Raw genomic sequence first — 16,455 nt, 5'->3', positions numbered from 1 at the left:
AAGCGAAGATCCCTGACATGCGCTGGCTTCATTTCATTCGGACCTGTCGCTTCGGCTTTATCCGGCCCCGCATCCCGGCTTGCTTCCAAGCGCCCCGACAGTGAAACCGGGCGGTCCCGAAAGGGATCGGGCTTAAGCGGATTCGCCCTGAAAATCTTGCAGCAAAAATCTCGCGGCGAAAGTCTCGCGGCGAAAATCGCTCTGCACGGCGCCAACGCTGCCGGAACATTTTTCCCATGCCGTGTTTGTGAGAGTGCGATGAGAAAAAGGAGCCGCTGGTGCCTGCGCCGATACCAATGGAAAAGATTCTGACCGGAATTCCAGAGTTCGATTTGATTTTGCGGGGCGGACTGCCGCGTGGGCGTCTTCACCTGCTGGAGGGCGCGCCGGGAACCGGGAAGACGACCATTGCCTTGCAGTTCCTGCTCCAGGGCCGTGACGACGGCAAGAAGGGGCTCTACGTCACCCTGTCGGAAAGCGCGAAAGAACTGGCGGTGACCGCGGCCAGCCACGGATGGTCGCTGAACGGCATCGGCGTGTTCGATCTCATTCCGATCGAAGCCCGCCTGGACCGTCAGCAGAGCATTCTCTACCCGTCGGAGGTGGAGCTTGGCGAGACGGTGCGCCTTATCACCGACCGCATCGAGGCCGACGATCCGGAACTGCTGGTGATCGACACGGTGTCCGAGCTTCGGCTGCTTGCCCAGGACGAACTCAGCTATCGCCGGCAGGTGCTTGCCTTGAAGCAGTTCCTGCAGGGGCGCCGCTGCACCACCCTGATCCTCGACGACCTGACCCACGTGGACGGCACGACGGAGCTGCACAGCCTCATGCACAGCGTGATCGTGCTCGAGCAGATCGAACGGTCCTATGGCGCCGCGCGCCGCCGCCTGCGGATCGCCAAGATGCGGGGGGCCGACTATCAGAGCGGCTGGCATGACTTCGCCATCACCAGGAGGAACGTCCTGGTCTTTCCCAGCCTGATCGCCGAGGAGCATAGGGGCGAGTTCCAGCCGGACTCCATGGAAAGCGGCTTGCCGGCGCTGGACGAGCTGATGGGCGGTGGATTGACCCAGGGCACCACCACGATGCTTGTGGGCCCGTCGGGCGTCGGGAAATCGTCGATCGCCCTGCAATATGTGGCGAGTGCTGTGCGGCGCGGCGAACATGCCGCCTACTTCTCCTTCGACGAGACGTTCAAGACCCTGGAGCAGCGCAGCATCGCCCTGGGGATCGATATCGCGGACGCCGTGCGGCAGAACCACCTCGGGTGGAAACGGGCAAACCCATCCCGCCTGTCGCCTGGACAGTTCGTCTGGCAGGTGCGCCGGGAGGTCGAGGACCATGACGCGCGCATCGTGGTGATCGACAGCCTGAACTCCTACCTGAGCACCATGCCGGAGGAGCAGGCGCTTACCCTGCAGATGCACGAGCTGCTGACCTACCTGAACAACAAGGGCGTGGTGACGATCCTGATCCTGGCGCAGCAGGGGATCGTCGGGGAGGTGCAGAACCCCGTCGACCTTTCCTTCATGAGCGACACCGTGATTCTGCTGCGCTTCTTCGAAGCCGGGGGCGAGGTGCGCAAGGCGATCTCGGTGGTGAAGAAGCGCACCGGCGTTCACGAGCTGTCCATCCGCGAGTTCCGGCTTTTCCCCGACGGCATGCAGGTCGGCCCGAAGCTGATGGACTTCCACGGCGTCCTGACGGGTGTGCCGGAGTACAGGGGGTCCCAGGAGCCCCTGCTCCGCAGTTCCAGCGAGGCGGGCTGACCGACGCCGATGCGCACATCCATCCTTGTCCTGGCTCCCGACGGGCGGGATGCCGAGGTGATCGGCTCGGTGCTCGGCGAGGTCGGTCTGGCCACGCGGCCATACGCCGATCTGGCGTCCCTCTGCGACCGCCTCGACGATGCGGCCACCGCGCTGATCCTGTCCGAAGGGGCGCTGGCGATGGGGGTGGAGGCCCTGACCGCCTGGCTCGATGCCCAGCCCCCATGGTCCGACCTGCCCATCGTGGTGCTGACCGCCCGCCGCACCCGTCAAGCCGGGCAGGGGCGGCATGCCTTTTTCCAGGCGCTTGGGAACGTGACGCTCCTGGACCGTCCGCTGCACCGCGAGGCGCTGCAGAGCGCCGCCCGGGCGGCGGTGCGCAGCCGCGTGCGCCAATACCGGACCCGCTCCCACCTGGAGGAGATCACCAGGGCCACCGGCCGCCTGGAGGAGCGGGTTGCGGACAGAACGCGGGCGCTGCAGGCCGAAATGCAGGACCGCCGGCGGGCGGAGGCGGCTCTGCTTCAGGCGCAGAAGATGGAGGCGCTGGGACAGTTGACCGGCGGGGTGGCGCATGACTTCAACAATGTGCTCCAGGGGATCGTCAGCTGCCTTGCGGTCCTGGACCCCACCGTGCCCGACGGCACGCCGCGCCATCTCTTCGACGCGGCGAACCGCTCGATCGAACGGGGCGCGCGCCTGACGCAATCCCTGCTGTCCTTCGCCCGGCGCCAGACGCTGATGCCCGAGGCGACCGACCTGGGCGACCTGCTGAACGGCATGAGTTCCCTTCTGGAGCGTTCGCTGGGCGGCCTGATCGGCGTCACGATCGAGGTGCCGCCCGGTCTCCCCGCGGCGCTGATCGACCGCGCCCAGCTCGAATCCGCCATCCTGAATCTCGCGATCAACGCGCGCGATGCGATGCCGACGGGCGGGCGGCTCTCCCTGACGGCGTTCGTCGCGGCGGTCGACCGCAAGAGCGGGGCGGAGTGGCCGCCGGACCTCGCCGACGGGACCTATGTGGGCCTCAGGGTCAGGGATACCGGCACCGGGATCGATCCGTCGGTGCTGCCGCACGTCTTCGAGCCGTTCTTCACGACAAAGCCGCTCGACAAGGGATCCGGACTCGGGCTGTCGATGGTCCACGGCATGGCGACGCAGTCCGGCGGCGGCGTGCAGATCGACAGCACGGTCGGCAGCGGAACGACGATCACGCTTTACATGCCGAGCGTCCAGGCGAGTGCCGCGGTGCCTGCCGATACCGTCGGCGAAACCCGCCAGCCCGGCACCGGGCGCAGGATCCTGCTGGTGGAGGACGACGCCATCGTACGGTTGGGGACGGCGGCGCTGCTGGAGAGCCTCGGACATCAGGTCGTCGAGGCCAGCGGCGGCAACGAGGCTCTCGCGGCCCTTCGGGATGGGGTGGCCGTCGATGCCCTCGTCACCGACTTCGCCATGCCCGACATGAACGGCGCCGCCGTGGTGCGGGAGGTCCGGAAACTGCTTCCGGGCATTCCGGCGATGATCGTGACGGGCTATGCGGATACGCCCGAGTTCGACGAGCCCATACGTCTCCTGCGCAAACCCTTTACCCCCCATCAGATGGCGGCCTGCCTGTCGGCGATGCTGCCGGAGTGAGGGGCATTCCGGCTTTCGCCGCGGGATGTCCGCAGCCGCTCGGTGCGCCGCCGCCCGGCGGATACCGGATCGTGGGTTGCCGGCGGTGCAATGGCCTTGGACCGGCCTGCATGATAGGAAGGATGGCAACTGCCGCCCTTTTCATGCGTGGCGTGTTTCCCGGACGTGTAACGGAGACGCTAAGTGCTTGGTCCGTCTAAACGAGGTCAGATTCCGCCCTTCTTCGTGATGGAGGTGATGCGCGCCGCCGCGGAGCGTGAGGCCGCCGGTCTCGAAGTCCTGCATATGGAGGTGGGGCAGCCTTCCACCGGCGCGCCGAAGGGCGTGGTGCAGGCGGCGGCCACCGCCGTCGTGGGCAGCGACCCGCTGGGCTACACCGGGGCGCTCGGCATCCCGCCGCTGCGCGCGGCCATCGCCAAGTGGTACAAGGACCGGTACGGCGTCGACGTGCCGGAGCGGCGGGTGGTCGTCACCACCGGGTCGTCGGGCGCCTTCCAGCTGGGCTTCCTCGCCGCCTTCGATCCGGGCGACCGGGTGGCGATGGCCTCGCCCAGCTATCCGGCCTACCGCCACACCCTGACCGCCGCCGGCGTGGTTCCAGTGGAACTGCCGACCGGGCCGGAGCACCGCTTCCAGCCGACCGTCGAACTGCTGGAGGCGCTGGACGAGCCGGTGCAGGGACTGATCGTCGCCAGCCCGGCCAACCCGACCGGCACGATGCTGAGCCGGGAGGAGCTGACCGCGCTGTCCGACTGGTGCCGCGCCAACGGCGTGCGCATGGTGTCGGACGAGATCTACCACGGCCTGACCTATGGCACCGATGCGGTCACCGCGGCGGAGGTGAACGATCAGGCGCTGGTGGTCAACAGCTTCTCCAAGTATTTCTCGATGACCGGCTGGCGGCTGGGCTGGATGATCGTGCCGGACGATCTTGCGCGTTCGGTCGAATGTCTGGCGCAGAACCTGTTCATCTCCGCACCCACGCTGAGCCAGGTGTCGGCGGTCGCCGCCTTCGACTGCACGGAGGAGCTGGACGGCCACGTCGCCCGCTATGCCCGCAACCGCGCGCTTCTGCTGGAGGAGCTGCCGAAGGCCGGCTTTACCAAGATGGCCCCGGCGGACGGCGCCTTCTACATCTATGCCGACGTGTCCGACATGACCGACGACAGCGAGGCGCTGGCGAAGCAGATCCTGGAGGAGACGGGAATCGCCTGCACCCCCGGCATCGATTTCGACCCCGCCCGCGGCCGGCGCTTCCTGCGCTTCAGCTTTGCCGGGGCGGAGGAGACCATCGCCGAGGCGGCGCGGCGGCTGATCGCGTGGAGGGCGGGGACGTAGCGTTCGGTTGCGAGGGGGCGGCTGACGATGCCCCCTCCCTAACCCTCCCCCACCTTACGGTGGGAGAGGGGACTGCCGCAGCTGTGCGAATGACTCTCGCCGCCAAGCGTCCTGCCCCCTCTCCCTCGAAGAGGGGGAGGGATGGGGAGGGGGCACCCGCCTGAAGCACCCCCTCAGAACAGATGCTGCCCGCCGGTGATGAAGGTCTCCGTCCCCGTCACATAGGCCGAATCCGGGCCGCAGAGGTAGAAGATCACCGCGGCGACATCCTCCGGCGTGCCCATGCGCTTCAGCGGGATGCGCGGGATCAGCACGTCGTATTCCGGGCCGGTCATCGCCGTTTCGATCTCGCCGGGGGCGACGGCGTTGACGCGGACGCCGATCTCCGCGAACTCCACCGCCATCTCGCGGGTCAGGCCGGACAGCGCCGCCTTGGAGGTGGAATAGGCGGAGCCGGCGAAGGGATGCACCGAATGGCCGGCGATGGAAGTAACGTTGACGATCGCCCCCTTCCCCTTGGACAGCGGAGCGGCGAAGCCGCGCGCCAGTACCAGGGCGGCGAAGAAGTTCAGCTCGAACACCCGGTGCCAGCCTTCGATGGAGCCGTTCAGGCAGCCCAGCCGCTCCTTGATCGGGGTCTTGGGCGAGATGCCGGCGTTGTTGATCAGGCCATGCAGGGGGGCGCCGTCCAGCGCCCTGTTCGCCTCCTCCACGAAGGCGGCGCGGCTGGCGGGGTCGGACAGGTCGGCCGGGATGTGGTGGGTCCAGTTGGGATCGCGCCGGCAATGCTCCGGCACATCCTCCCGCGAGCAGGAGATCACGCGCCAGCCTTCATTGCTGAACCGGGTGACGGTGGCGTGTCCGATACCCCGGCTGGCGCCGGTGAGAATGACGGTCTTGCGGTGCGGCATGGCGGCGGTGCGCTTCACGAATGATTGCGGTCGGCGGTGAGGTCGGAGTCCCTGGGAGCGGCCTCGGGGGGTACGGATGCAGGCGCCGAGGGCCTTCATCCGCCGCATGTCCACCGCCGGCGCCGATCCTACCCGCCGGCGCCCCGCCTGTCATCCGCCGCGGATCTTCGGCGCGGCCGAACGACGCAATCGGCGGCCTTCTCCATTGACGTTGCCTCCGGAAGTTCCAACCTTGGCGCAATGCCTGCGCCGACGGAGTCCCCCCTTGCCGCGCCAGATCATCCGTAGCTTTCCCCGTCTCGCCCCGCTGGTCGTCGCGGCGCTGACCCTGGCCGCCGCACCGGACGCCCGGGCGGAGGATGCGGCGCGCACCGGCTGCGTTCCGCCGGGGGTGTGGGCCGACGGAACCGGGGCGGCGGTGGAACCGGTGCCGCTGCTGCGCCGGCTCTCCGACGCGCCGGTCGTCCTGCTGGGGGAACAGCATGACAAGGCCGACCATCACCGCTGGCAGCTCCACACGCTCGCCGGCCTGCATGCACTGAATCCCGATCTCGCCATCGGGATGGAGATGCTGCCCCGCCGGCTGCAGCCGGTGCTCGACCGCTGGGTGGCGGGGGAGTTGACGGAAAGCGAGTTCCTGAGGGAGACGGACTGGCGCACGGTCTGGGGCTTCGATCCGGGATTCTACCTGCCGATCCTGCAGTTCGCCCGCCTGCACCGTCTGCCGGTGGTGGCGCTGAACGTGGAGCGCTCGCTGATCAGCCGCACCGCCCGCAACGGCTGGGCCGCCATTCCGGAGGGGGAGCGCGAGGGCGTCGGCACCCCTGCCGCTCCGACGGAAGCCTACCGCAGCCGCCTGACCGAGACGCTGGCGGCGCATGACCGGTCGGAGTCGCAGGCCGCCGCCCCCACCGATGCGGCCAAGCGCTTCATCGAGGCGCAAAGCGTCTGGGACCGCGCGATGGCGGAGAAGATCGCCGAGACCCGCCGCACCACCGGCCGCGCCGTCGTCGGCATCCTGGGGCAGGGCCATACCCTCTACCGCGACGGTGTTCCCCATCAACTGGCGGACCTCGGGATTCCCGATTCCGCCGTGCTGCTGCCCTGGGATGCCGACCGCGACTGCGGCGAGCTGGACGGGCGCATCGCCGATGCGGTCTTCGGGCTGGGGCCGGCGCGCGAGGATGCCGAACCGCAGCGGCCGCGGCTGGGCGTGCAGCTCGACCCCGGTCCGGACGGCATCACCGTGGGGGCGGTCAGTGACGGCAGCGTCGCCGCCTTGGCCGGCCTGCGCAGCGGCGACCGCATCCTGAATGCCGCGGGAAGCCCGGTGCGGGCGCCGGCCGATCTGGTCGCCGTCATCCGCCGTCAAGCGCCCGGCACCTGGCTGCCGCTGACCATCCGGCGCGACGGCGCGGAACAGGAGCTGGTGGCGAAGTTCCCGGCGGAGCGGCGGTAGGGCCGGCCGCTACAGCATCCGTTCCCAGCGGGCAAGCGCGTCCGGGGTCGGGTTGACCGCGGGGGCGCAGTCGCTGCGGCCCAGCCGGTCGCGGTGTTCGCGCAGGGCCCAGACCACGGTGGGGAAGGCAAGCTCGCCCCACGGGATCTCGTCCCAGGCGAACAGCCCGACCTCCAGGCTTTCGGGGCCGGGCTCGACGTCCGGCGACAGCAGGCGGGCACGGAAGATCATCTGGACCTGACTGATGCGCGGGATGTCGTAGATCGCCAGCAGATGGTCGATGTCGATGCGGGCGCGCGCCTCCTCCCAGGCTTCGCGGGCGGCGCCCTCGCGGGTGCTCTCGCGCTCCTCCATGAAGCCGGCGGGCAGGGTCCAGAAGCCCTTGCGCGGTTCGATGGCGCGGCGGCACAGCAGGATGCGGCCGTCCTCCCAGGTCGCCACCGCCCCCACGACGATCAGCGGGTTCTGATAGGCGATGTAGCCGCAATCGGGGCACATCAGCCGTTCGCGGTCCTCGCCGGGCGGAATGGCGCGGACGCGGGGGCCGCCGCAGCCGGGGCCGCAATCGGGGGAAGTCGTGTCGGGAGTCTTGTCGTTCGGCATGGCTTCCGATATGGCGCCGCGGCCCTGGTTGGGCAAGCGGGGAAAGCGCGGGCTGGACGGTGCTGCGGCACCCCGTCCGTTCGCGCCCTGTTCCAATTCGCGTTTCGTTCCGATAGGCTGTGCCCGTTTCAGCCGTGGGGCAGGGGTGGGGGAGCAGGGGTGACGCAGTTCGTGGTGAACGGGATGGTCGTGGACGGCCTGTCGCTGGCCATCGGACTGGCAGCCGGCCTGCTGCTGGGCACGGCCATCGCCTGGGCGGTGCTGCGCGCCGCCGCCGGCCGGGCGGAGGCCGCTGCCGCCGCCCTGCATGCGGAGTTCGCCACCCGCCTCGACCTCGCCGAACGGACCGAGGACGACCTGCGCGAGGAGATCGAGGCGCGCGACCACCAGATCGCCCGCCTGCATGGCGAGGTCGCCGACGCCCGCGAACGCCATGCCCAGCTGTCCACCCGGCTGGAGGCCGAACGGACCGCGGCGGCGGAGAAGATGGCCCTGCTGGAGCGCGCCCAGGCGGCGCTGGCCGACAGCTTCAAGGCATTGTCGGCGGAGGCGCTGCACCAGAACAACCGCAGCTTCCTCGATCTGGCGCGGGAGACGCTGGCCGGCTTCCAGGAGCAGGCGAAGGGCGACCTGGACAAGCGCCAGACCGCCATCGCCGCCATCGTCGATCCGGTGCGCCAGTCGCTGGAGGCGATGGACCGCCAGATCCGCGAGCTGGAAAGCAGCCGGGCCGGCGCCTATGAGGGGCTGAAGCAGCAGGTGCTGTCGCTGGTGGAAAGCCAGAGCGCGCTGCGGACGGAGACCGGGAACCTCGTCCGGGCGCTGCGCACCCCGGCGGCGCGCGGGCGCTGGGGCGAAATCCAGCTGCGCCGGGTCTGCGAGATGGCGGGGATGCTCGACCATTGCGACTTCGTGGAGCAGGTGTCGGTCGACAGCGGCCGGCTGCGCCCCGACCTGATCGTCACGCTGCCCGGCGGCAAGACCATCGTGGTCGATGCCAAGACGCCGCTGGAAGGCTATCTCGACGGTGTCCAGGCGCTGGACGACGGCGCCCGGCGCGACGGCATGGCCCGCCACGCCCGCCATGTGCGCGAGCATATGAAACAGCTCGGCACCAAGGGCTATTGGGACCAGTTCGACGACAGTCCGGAATTCGTCGTGCTGTTCCTGCCCGGCGAGAACTTCTTCTCCGCGGCGCTGGAGCAGGACCCGGCGCTGATCGAGGCCGGCATCGACCACCGCGTCATCCTGGCCACCCCGACCACGCTGATCGCGCTGCTGCGCGCCGTCGCCTATGGCTGGCGGCAGGAGCGGCTGGCCGACAATGCCCGCGAGATCAGCGCGCTGGGGGCTGAGCTGTACAAGCGCCTGTCCGACCTGGGCGGCCATATGGAGAAGCTGGGCGGGCAGTTGGACAAGGCGGTCGGCTGCTACAACAGCGCGGTCGGCACGCTGGAATCGCGGGTGCTGGTCAGCGCCCGCCGCTTCCGCGACCTGCATGCCGCGCCGGAGGGATCGGAGATGCCGCTGCTGGAACCGCTGGACCACAGCCCGCGCCGCCTGCAGGCGACGGAACTGCGCGTGCCGCCTGCGGCGTCCTCTCCGGAGTCCTCTGCGGCGGACTGACGGCGGCCCGGCCGGCCGCTGCGACATTCCGTCCCGTCCGCGGCGGTGTCCGCCGGCCTCTCTTCACCGCTGCAGTGCAGGGACGGCCGTGCTATCCATGCGGCCTCACAGTTTTCGAGACCACGGAACCCGCCGATGACGGACCAGACCGGAACCGAGCAGACCGTCCGCTGCGACCGCTGCGCCCATCCCTATCCCGCCACGGAGGAGGGCTGCCCGCGCTGCCGCTCGATTCGGCGCAGCAACATGGTGATCGTGACCCTGCTGGTGATGCTGGTGATCCTCGCCCTGGTCGGCTGGATCGGCACTTTGGTTCTCACTTGAGCCCGTTGCCGGTACTTTGGTTGGGCTTTGCGCAGACACTGCACATTCCGCATGCAAAGCGCCCAATGAAACATCATTTCTTTTTGACCCGATAACCGAGCAAGTTTTTTGCTTGTCATAAATAGTTCAATCTGAGAAGCAACCCCTTGCCGTCGTCTTTGCGCAGGGGTCGCATCATGCTGAAGAACCTCAGGATCGCCGCACTCACCAACCTGTTCGGCGTGGTCGTCACGCTCGGTTTCCTTGCGGTGGTCCTGACAGGTGCGCTGGCGATCCGCGAGCTGAAGGTGGGCGGCCCGATCTACCAGCGCATCGTGCTGGGCAAGGACCTGATCGCCGATATCCTGCCGCCGCCCGAATATGTGATCGAGGCGTATCTGGAAACCACGCTGGCGATGAACGATCCGGCGTCGGTGGAGCAGCGGCGGGCGCGTCTGGCTCAGCTGCGCAAGGATTATGACGAGCGGCATGACTACTGGCTCAAGGAGCGCTTCGAACCGGCGCTGGTCGACCAGCTGACCGGAACGTCCCATGCGCCGGTGATGCGCTTCTGGACCGAGGTCGAAACAAGGTTCCTGCCGGCGCTCGCCCGCAAGGACGAGGCGGCGGCCCGCGCCTCCTACGCAGTGATCGCCGAAGCCTACGCGGCCCACCGTGCCGTCGTCGACCGGATCGTCGCGGACACCACCCGCTACAACAGCGAGACGGAAGTCTATGCCACCGGCCGCGAAAGCCTGTTCATGACCGCGGTCTGGGGTGTCTCGGCCCTGGTGCTGGCGGTGGTGGTGCTGGGCGTGCTGGGCATCCGGCGCCGGGTGGTGCGGCCGGTGGGCGAGCTGACCGCGGCCATGCGCAGCCTTGCCCAGGGCGACCTCGCCACGCCGATCCCCGGCGCCGACCGCGGCGACGAGATCGGCGCGATGGCCGCGGCCCTGCGCGTCTTCAAGGAGAATGCTGAGGAGGCCGAGCGGCTGCGCCGCGTGCGTGACGAGGAGCGCGAACGGTCCGAACGCGAGAAGCAGGCCGCCCTGCTGCGGATGGCCGAGACGGTGGAGACCGAGGCATCCAATGCCGTCGACGTGGTCGCCAGCCAGACCAGCCAGATGGCCGGCAACGCCACCCGCATGGCCGAATCGGCCCGCGCCGTCAGCGACAACAGCCAGAACGTCGCCGCCGCCGCGACCCAGGCGCTGTCGAACGCCCAGACCGTGGCGGCGGCGTCGGAGCAGCTCAGCGCCTCCATCCGCGAGATCGCGAGCCAGATCGGCACCGCCACCGCCATGACGGGCGAGGCGGTCGGCGCGTCGCTGCGGGCGGAGGAGACGATCCAGCGCCTTGCCGAGGCCGTGACCCGCATCGGCGAGGTGACCGACCTCATCAACGACGTCGCCGGCCAGACCAACCTGCTGGCGCTGAACGCCACCATCGAGGCGGCGCGGGCTGGGGAGGCCGGCAAGGGCTTCGCCGTGGTCGCCAGCGAGGTGAAGCAGCTGGCCGGCCAGACGGCGCGGGCGACGGACGAGATCGAAAGCCAGATCGCCGCCATCCAGGCCACCACCGCGGAGGCGGTCAGCGCCGTGCGCGCCATCGCCGACCGGGTGCGCGGGGTGGAGACGGTCTCGGCCACCGTCGCCGCCGCCATCGAGGAGCAGGAGGCGGCGACCGGCGAGATCGCCCGCAACGTCGTCCAGACCTCCAACGCGGCGCAGGAGGTAGCGACCCGCATCGCCGCCGTCTCGCAGGAGGCGACGGCCACCGGCGAACGCGCCAGCGAGGTCAACGCCCTGTCCACCCGCGTGGCCACCAGCATCGACCAGCTGCGCCGCGTCCTGATCGAGGCGATTCGCACCGCCACGCCGGAGGTGAACCGCCGCTCCGCTCCGCGCTATCCGCTGAACCGTCCGGGCCGGCTGATCATCGGCGGGCGCGAAATCCCGGTGACCATCGACAACGCTTCGGAAGGCGGCGCGCAGATCAGCGGCCTGCCGCAGCAGTCCTGGACCGGTCTGGCCGAGGGGGCGGCGCTAGGCGTGGCGCTGCCGGGGCTGGAGCCGGTGCCCGCCACGGTGCGCGCCATCGATGGCGGCGGTATCGGCGGCCGTCTGCATGTCACCTTCACCCTGGCCGCCGCCGAGCGCGAGCGCTTCGCCGGCCAGTTCCGCCGCATCGCCGCCGGGCTGGTGCCGATGGAGAGGGCGGCGTGAGCACCTCATCCGCCACAGGCGGGGCGAAGACAGGTAGATGACAGTGATTTCATGACGTTCGGGCGATGCGCCGGTCCAGAATGGGGACAGTCCCACGGCCGCCGGCCCATTCCGAAAGCCCGTTCGCCATGGTCGAAACAACCGCCTGTCCCTATTGCGGCTCCGATTACGGGCATGGTCCCGACGACTGCCCGCTCTGCCGCTCCGCCCGCCGCACCGATCTGGTCGTGCGCTGCGTCATCGGGCTGCTGTTCCTGACGCCAATCCTGGCCCTGGTCGTGACGGCCCTGCTGGACAACAACGCGCTGGCGACGATCCTGTCGATGGACTGACGGGGGCCGCGAAGGTCCGGATCCGGGCGGTTACAGATGCCCCGTCCGCGCCGACTGTTCCAGCGCCTTGATGTGGGAGAGGCCGGGCAAAATCTCCGACTTGACGAACTCCATGCGGCGGTTCGGGCCGCCGCCGCCGCGGGCGAAGCGGTGCTTCCACAGGGTCATCTTCACCGCCAGACCGCACAGCACCCCGCCGATGGTGACGTGGTGGGACGAGATCAGCTCGCGGATGGCGCGGAAGGTGTCGGCGTTGATGTCGCTCCAGAAATCCTTGGACCGGTTGTCGAAGCTTTCGAACCGGCCGGTGATGGAAGTGGAGATGTCGGTCAGGTCGCGGCCGATCTCGTCCAGCAGCCTGATCTGGCGCGGGTCGCGCTTCACCTCGGCGGAACTGCGGATCTCGCCCATCCAGGTGACGAAGCGCTGCACCTCCGGTACGATCTCGTCCAGGCATTTGCGGAAATAGGCCAGCGACAGGAAGATGTCGCCGTATTCCTCAAGGAACTGCGGGATCTCGTTCAGGCCGATGTCCAGCCGGTCGGCCATCATGCGCAGGTTGCGCAGCGCCTCCTCCCGGTTGGGATTGGCGAACAGCTGGATGATGTCGGTCACGTCGGCGACCTGAAGCTCCTCCGTGCCGTAGACATACTCCATCAGCGGCCGGGTGAAGACCCGCATGTAGCTGGTCAGTTCCGCCTTCTTGCGGTCGGACAGGGTCAGCGATTCGACGTTGTTGACGTCGATGTTCAGCCGCCGCAGCTCGATGCGCGAGGAGTAGACGTCGAAGCTGGAGGCGGCGCCGATCTTCTCCAGCTTCACCAGATCGCGTTCGATCTCGTCCTTGTAGGATTCGAAATAGGCGGGCAGATGGCGGGCGGTGACCTGTCCGCTTCCGGTCTGCGCGTCGCGGAACATCTCGACCACGGTCTGCAGCCGGACATTCTTGATGAGGCGCGCATGCTGCAGGCCGGGAGTTTCCAGCGGGATCGACGACAAGGGCAGGATGTGCAGGGAATCGCGGGCCTCGTCGTCCCACGCCTTCCGCTTTTCAGTCTCTTCCGCGGCCTTTGCGTCAACCGCCGTATCGCTTGCCCCGCCGTCCAACCGACCGTCCCCCGATGCCTTCTCGCGTCATGCGCCCATGATTATCGCAGAGCGCACATTACAACAGGAGTCAGGGCTGACAAGGATGGTGATGCCGTCCGCCGCGCGCCCGCCCTGTCTGCCGGCGCGCGGCGGCGGGCGGTCAGTGGACGCTGACCGGCTCCATGTCGTTCTGCACGATGGCGGCGAAGGCCAGCTCGCGGTCGGCGACGACGCTCAGCGGCGTGCCGTCGGCGGCGTGGATCGCGAAGGCGGCGGTGCCCTCCATCTCCACCGGGCGGACATAGGCGACGTCGCCAAGGCCGAAGCTGGCGAAATCCTGGGTCGACAGCTGGCGCAGCTGGCTGTGGGTATCGTTGATCATGGTCATGGTCTCCCGGCGGCTCCCCGTCATGGGCGGCCGCGCGTGCAGAGTGTCGGGAAGAGGCTGGTGGGTGGATGAAGGGAGGGGGCCGGGTCAGTCGTCCTTGCCGTCGGCGGACACGTCGATGGTGCGCGGCACGGCACCGCCGGCGGATTTCTTCGGCTGCTCGATCTTTATGGTGCGGACCTTCGGTTCCGGCATCGGGCGGGTCAGGTCGATGTTGAGCAGCCCGTTGTCGAGCGAGCAGCCCACCACCTCTATCCCCTCGGCCAGGACGAAGCTGCGCTGGAACTGCCGGGCGGCGATGCCGCGATGCAGGTAGACGCGCGACTTGTCGTCGGTCTGCCGGCCGCGGATGACCAGCTGGTTGTCCTCGATCTGGACCGACAGGTCTTCGGAGGTGAAGCCGGCCACGGCAAGCGTGATCCGCAGGCCGTCGTCGCCGATCTGCTCGATGTTGTAGGGGGGATAGCCCTCGGCCGAATTCTTGGCGATGCGGTCGAGCGTGCGCTCGAACTGGTCGAAGCCGAGAAGCAGCGGGCTGTTGAAGAGCGAAAGGCGAGTCGTCACGACGCATCCTCCTCACGACGGGAGCGAGTTGCGGAACATGGGCCCGTTTCCGGCGCCCGGCGGATCGGCGGCCCAGCATCCGCCGGCGCCGCCACGCCTATAGATTGGGAGAGCCGGGGTCGCGGTCAAGAACCCTGTGGGCCTCAAGCGCGGCCGATGATCTCGGGAGCCTCGCCAAGCTCCGCCGCCACCGCGTCGGCGATGGCCAGGCAGGAGGTCAGGCCCGGCGATTCGATGCCGAACAGGTTGACCAGCCCCTCCACCCCGTGGCTGCCCGGCCCCTGGATCAGGAAGTCGGCCTGCGGCTGCCCCGGTCCGCTCAGCTTGGGACGCACACCGGAATAGGCCGGCACCAGCGCATGGTCGGGCAGTCCCGGCCAATAGGCGCGCACCGCGCCATAGAAGGAGTCGGCCCGGGCCGGATCGACGGCATAGTCGATCGGATCGGCGACGTCGCCCAGCCATTCCACGTCCGGGCCGAAGCGGGCCTGCCCGGCGAGGTCCAGCGTCAGGTGGACGCCCAGCCCGCCTTCGACCGGCACCGGATAGACCAGCCGCGAGAAGGGGGAGCGGCCGGCGGCAAGCGCATAGTAGTTGCCCTTCGCCAGCACCCGCGGCGGCACATGGGCGGCCTCCAGCCCCTCCAGCCCGCGCGCGACCGCCCAGGCGCCCAGCCCGGCGGCATTGACCAGGGTGGAGCAGGCCAGCCGCATCGGCTCCGTCCCGCCGACCTCCAGCTCGAAACCGGCGGCGGTGCGGTGGGAGCGCAGCAGGGGGCTCAGCAGCGCCAGCATCGCGCCGGCCTCCTCGGCGTCGCCCAGCAGGGCCAGCATGAGCCCATGGCTGTCGATGATGCCGGTGGAAGGCGACAGCAGGGCGCCGACGGTGCGCAGGTTCGGTTCCCAGCGCATCGCGGTGGCGGCGTCGATTTCCGTCAGGTCGGCGACGCCGTTGGCGGCGGCCTGGGCGCGGATCGCGGCCAGCTTCGGCAGCTGGGCCTCCTCCGTCGCGACGATCAGCTTGCCGGTGCGGCGATGCTCCACGCCATGGGCGGCGCAGTAGTCATAGAGCGCGTCGCGGCCGGGCACGCACAGCCGGGCGCGCAGGCTGCCGGTGGGATAATAGATGCCGGCATGGATGACTTCGGAGTTGCGGGAGCTGGTGCCGGTGCCGATGGCGTCCGCCGCCTCCAGCACGATCACCTCGCGCCCAGTCCGCGCCAGCCGGCGCGCCACCGCCAGACCGACCACCCCCGCCCCGACGACCACGCACTCCACCCGTTCCATCGCCTTCGCCCTGGCTTGCCGCTGTGCCCGGAAGGGGAGCGCAAAGGACGGGGCATTGCAAGGAGAAGACGGTGGGCGCGGTCAGGCTTGAAGCGTCGAGCTTGACTCGGCCGCGCCAATGGGTATTGTGCGCGCCTTCACCTCCTGGGAAAGCGGGCGCGCGCAATCTTTGGCGCCCCGTCCGCCGCCTGAAAGGGCGGACGGAACTACCGGGACAACATCAACTCGTGTCCAACGAGGCGTGAGAGTCATGAGCAAGCGTCAAGAGTCCAAGTACAAGATCGACCGCCGCCTTGGCGTCAACCTGTGGGGCCGCGCCAAGAGCCCGCTGAACAAGCGCGAGTATGGCCCGGGCCAGCACGGCCAGCGCCGCAAGAAGCCGTCGGATTACGGCCTGCAGCTGATGGCCAAGCAGAAGCTGAAGGGCTACTACGGCAACATCGGCGAGAAGCAGTTCCGCCGCATTTATGCCGAGGCCGTCCGCCGCAAGGGCGACACCGGCGAGAACCTGATCGGTCTGCTGGAGCGCCGTCTGGACGCCGTGGTCTACCGCATGAAGTTCGCGCCGACCCCGTTCGCCGCGCGCCAGCTCATCAACCACGGCCACATCCTGGTCAACGGCCGCCGCCTGAACATCGCGTCGGCCCGCATCAAGGACAACGACACCGTCGAGGTGCGCGCCAAGTCCAAGCAGATGGCGCTGGTCCTGGAAGCCGCCGCTTCCGGCGAGCGTGACATCCCCGACTATCTGGAAGTCGACAGCAGCGCGCTGAAGGGCCGCTTCGTCCGCGCTCCCCTGCTGGCCGACGTCCCGTACCCGGTCCAGATGGAACCGAACCTGGTCATCGAGTTCTACTCGCGCTGATCGGTCGGCTCCCGCCGAACGCGAAAGGCCGCTCCCCGGGAGCGGCCTTTTTGCTT

At 69.0% G+C, this 16,455-nt stretch carries 15 protein-coding genes; 9 read left to right on the top strand and 6 right to left on the bottom strand.

Annotated features, from left to right (window positions below):
• The first annotated feature begins 278 nt into the window (after window positions 1-278).
• The 3 genes from AB8P05_RS06595 (at window position 279) to AB8P05_RS06585 (ending at window position 4,748) form a co-directional block, all read left to right on the top strand.
• The gene (locus AB8P05_RS06595; RefSeq protein WP_472759253.1) at window positions 279-1,772 is read left to right on the top strand and encodes an ATPase domain-containing protein; all 1,494 of its coding nucleotides are present in this window, start codon (window positions 279-281) and stop codon (window positions 1,770-1,772) included.
• A 9-nt stretch (window positions 1,773-1,781) separates the two neighbouring features.
• Entirely contained in the window at window positions 1,782-3,410 is a 1,629-nt protein-coding gene (locus tag AB8P05_RS06590) for an ATP-binding protein (RefSeq protein ID WP_472759252.1), read from the top strand.
• 228 nt (window positions 3,411-3,638) lie between these two features.
• Entirely contained in the window at window positions 3,639-4,748 is a 1,110-nt protein-coding gene (locus AB8P05_RS06585) for a pyridoxal phosphate-dependent aminotransferase (RefSeq protein ID WP_472759318.1), read from the top strand.
• Between the two features lie 173 nt (window positions 4,749-4,921).
• On the opposite strand, the gene AB8P05_RS06580 is transcribed toward AB8P05_RS06585, so the two are convergent.
• Window positions 4,922-5,659, bottom strand: coding sequence for an SDR family NAD(P)-dependent oxidoreductase (locus AB8P05_RS06580; protein ID WP_472759317.1), 738 nt, complete (start codon window positions 5,657-5,659; stop codon window positions 4,922-4,924).
• 265 nt (window positions 5,660-5,924) lie between these two features.
• Between AB8P05_RS06580 and AB8P05_RS06575 the strand changes: the two genes are divergently transcribed.
• Window positions 5,925-7,118: a ChaN family lipoprotein gene (locus AB8P05_RS06575; RefSeq protein WP_472759251.1), complete on the top strand. Its 1,194-nt coding sequence runs from the start codon at window positions 5,925-5,927 to the stop codon at window positions 7,116-7,118.
• A gap of 9 nt (window positions 7,119-7,127) precedes the next feature.
• Here the strand turns inward: AB8P05_RS06575 and AB8P05_RS06570 are convergent, their stop codons facing one another.
• Window positions 7,128-7,721 carry an NUDIX hydrolase gene (locus AB8P05_RS06570; RefSeq protein ID WP_472759250.1) on the bottom strand — a complete coding sequence of 198 codons (594 nt, stop codon included), beginning with the start codon at window positions 7,719-7,721 and terminating at the stop codon, window positions 7,128-7,130.
• A gap of 159 nt (window positions 7,722-7,880) precedes the next feature.
• Here AB8P05_RS06570 and AB8P05_RS06565 point away from each other — a divergent pair, with 159 nt between their 5' ends.
• The 4 genes from AB8P05_RS06565 (at window position 7,881) to AB8P05_RS06550 (ending at window position 12,207) form a co-directional block, all read left to right on the top strand.
• Window positions 7,881-9,347 (top strand): DNA recombination protein RmuC, encoded by a 1,467-nt coding sequence (locus AB8P05_RS06565; protein ID WP_472759249.1) that lies wholly within the window; start codon window positions 7,881-7,883, stop codon window positions 9,345-9,347.
• 135 nt (window positions 9,348-9,482) lie between these two features.
• Window positions 9,483-9,671, top strand: coding sequence for a hypothetical protein (locus tag AB8P05_RS06560; protein ID WP_455172431.1), 189 nt, complete (start codon window positions 9,483-9,485; stop codon window positions 9,669-9,671).
• 176 nt (window positions 9,672-9,847) lie between these two features.
• Complete coding sequence (locus tag AB8P05_RS06555) at window positions 9,848-11,875, top strand: methyl-accepting chemotaxis protein (protein WP_472759248.1); 2,028 nt, start codon at window positions 9,848-9,850, stop codon at window positions 11,873-11,875.
• A 128-nt stretch (window positions 11,876-12,003) separates the two neighbouring features.
• Window positions 12,004-12,207, top strand: a complete 204-nt coding sequence (locus tag AB8P05_RS06550) for a hypothetical protein (RefSeq protein ID WP_455172429.1) — start codon at window positions 12,004-12,006, stop codon at window positions 12,205-12,207.
• A 30-nt stretch (window positions 12,208-12,237) separates the two neighbouring features.
• Here AB8P05_RS06550 and AB8P05_RS06545 read toward each other — a convergent pair whose 3' ends face one another.
• The 4 genes from AB8P05_RS06545 to AB8P05_RS06530 all read right to left on the bottom strand — a co-directional run bounded on the left by AB8P05_RS06545 (window position 12,238) and on the right by AB8P05_RS06530 (window position 15,534).
• Window positions 12,238-13,314: a hypothetical protein gene (locus tag AB8P05_RS06545; RefSeq protein WP_455172428.1), complete on the bottom strand. Its 1,077-nt coding sequence runs from the start codon at window positions 13,312-13,314 to the stop codon at window positions 12,238-12,240.
• 142 nt (window positions 13,315-13,456) lie between these two features.
• Window positions 13,457-13,684, bottom strand: a complete 228-nt coding sequence (locus tag AB8P05_RS06540) for a DUF1150 family protein (RefSeq protein ID WP_472759247.1) — start codon at window positions 13,682-13,684, stop codon at window positions 13,457-13,459.
• 87 nt (window positions 13,685-13,771) lie between these two features.
• On the bottom strand, window positions 13,772-14,248 hold the full coding sequence (locus AB8P05_RS06535; RefSeq protein ID WP_472759246.1) for an Hsp20 family protein: 477 nt from the start codon (window positions 14,246-14,248) through the stop codon (window positions 13,772-13,774).
• A 143-nt stretch (window positions 14,249-14,391) separates the two neighbouring features.
• Complete coding sequence (locus AB8P05_RS06530; RefSeq protein ID WP_472759245.1) at window positions 14,392-15,534, bottom strand: NAD(P)/FAD-dependent oxidoreductase; 1,143 nt, start codon at window positions 15,532-15,534, stop codon at window positions 14,392-14,394.
• A gap of 250 nt (window positions 15,535-15,784) precedes the next feature.
• Between AB8P05_RS06530 and rpsD the strand changes: the two genes are divergently transcribed.
• Complete coding sequence (rpsD, locus tag AB8P05_RS06525; protein WP_012974917.1) at window positions 15,785-16,399, top strand: 30S ribosomal protein S4; 615 nt, start codon at window positions 15,785-15,787, stop codon at window positions 16,397-16,399.
• Window positions 16,400-16,455 lie beyond the last annotated feature (56 nt).

It is taken from the genome of Azospirillum sp. VT-I1 (genome assembly GCF_055698305.1).
The sequence above is the reverse complement of the archived record's forward strand: the minus strand, read 5'-3'. Positions and strand labels throughout refer to the sequence as shown.

Bases quoted from the DNA above. Each gene is read 5' to 3' on its own strand.
- AB8P05_RS06590 (WP_472759252.1), top strand. From the start codon at position 1,782: ATGCGCACATCCATCCTTGTCCTGGCTCCCGACGGGCGGGATGCCGAG.
- AB8P05_RS06585 (WP_472759318.1), top strand. From the start codon at position 3,639: ATGGAGGTGATGCGCGCCGCCGCGGAGCGTGAGGCCGCCGGTCTCGAA.
- AB8P05_RS06580 (WP_472759317.1), bottom strand. From the start codon at position 5,659: ATGCCGCACCGCAAGACCGTCATTCTCACCGGCGCCAGCCGGGGTATC.
- AB8P05_RS06570 (WP_472759250.1), bottom strand. From the start codon at position 7,721: ATGCCGAACGACAAGACTCCCGACACGACTTCCCCCGATTGCGGCCCC.
- AB8P05_RS06560 (WP_455172431.1), top strand. From the start codon at position 9,483: ATGACGGACCAGACCGGAACCGAGCAGACCGTCCGCTGCGACCGCTGC.
- AB8P05_RS06555 (WP_472759248.1), top strand. From the start codon at position 9,848: ATGCTGAAGAACCTCAGGATCGCCGCACTCACCAACCTGTTCGGCGTG.
- AB8P05_RS06550 (WP_455172429.1), top strand. From the start codon at position 12,004: ATGGTCGAAACAACCGCCTGTCCCTATTGCGGCTCCGATTACGGGCAT.
- AB8P05_RS06540 (WP_472759247.1), bottom strand. From the start codon at position 13,684: ATGACCATGATCAACGATACCCACAGCCAGCTGCGCCAGCTGTCGACC.
- AB8P05_RS06530 (WP_472759245.1), bottom strand. From the start codon at position 15,534: ATGGAACGGGTGGAGTGCGTGGTCGTCGGGGCGGGGGTGGTCGGTCTG.
- rpsD (WP_012974917.1), top strand. From the start codon at position 15,785: ATGAGCAAGCGTCAAGAGTCCAAGTACAAGATCGACCGCCGCCTTGGC.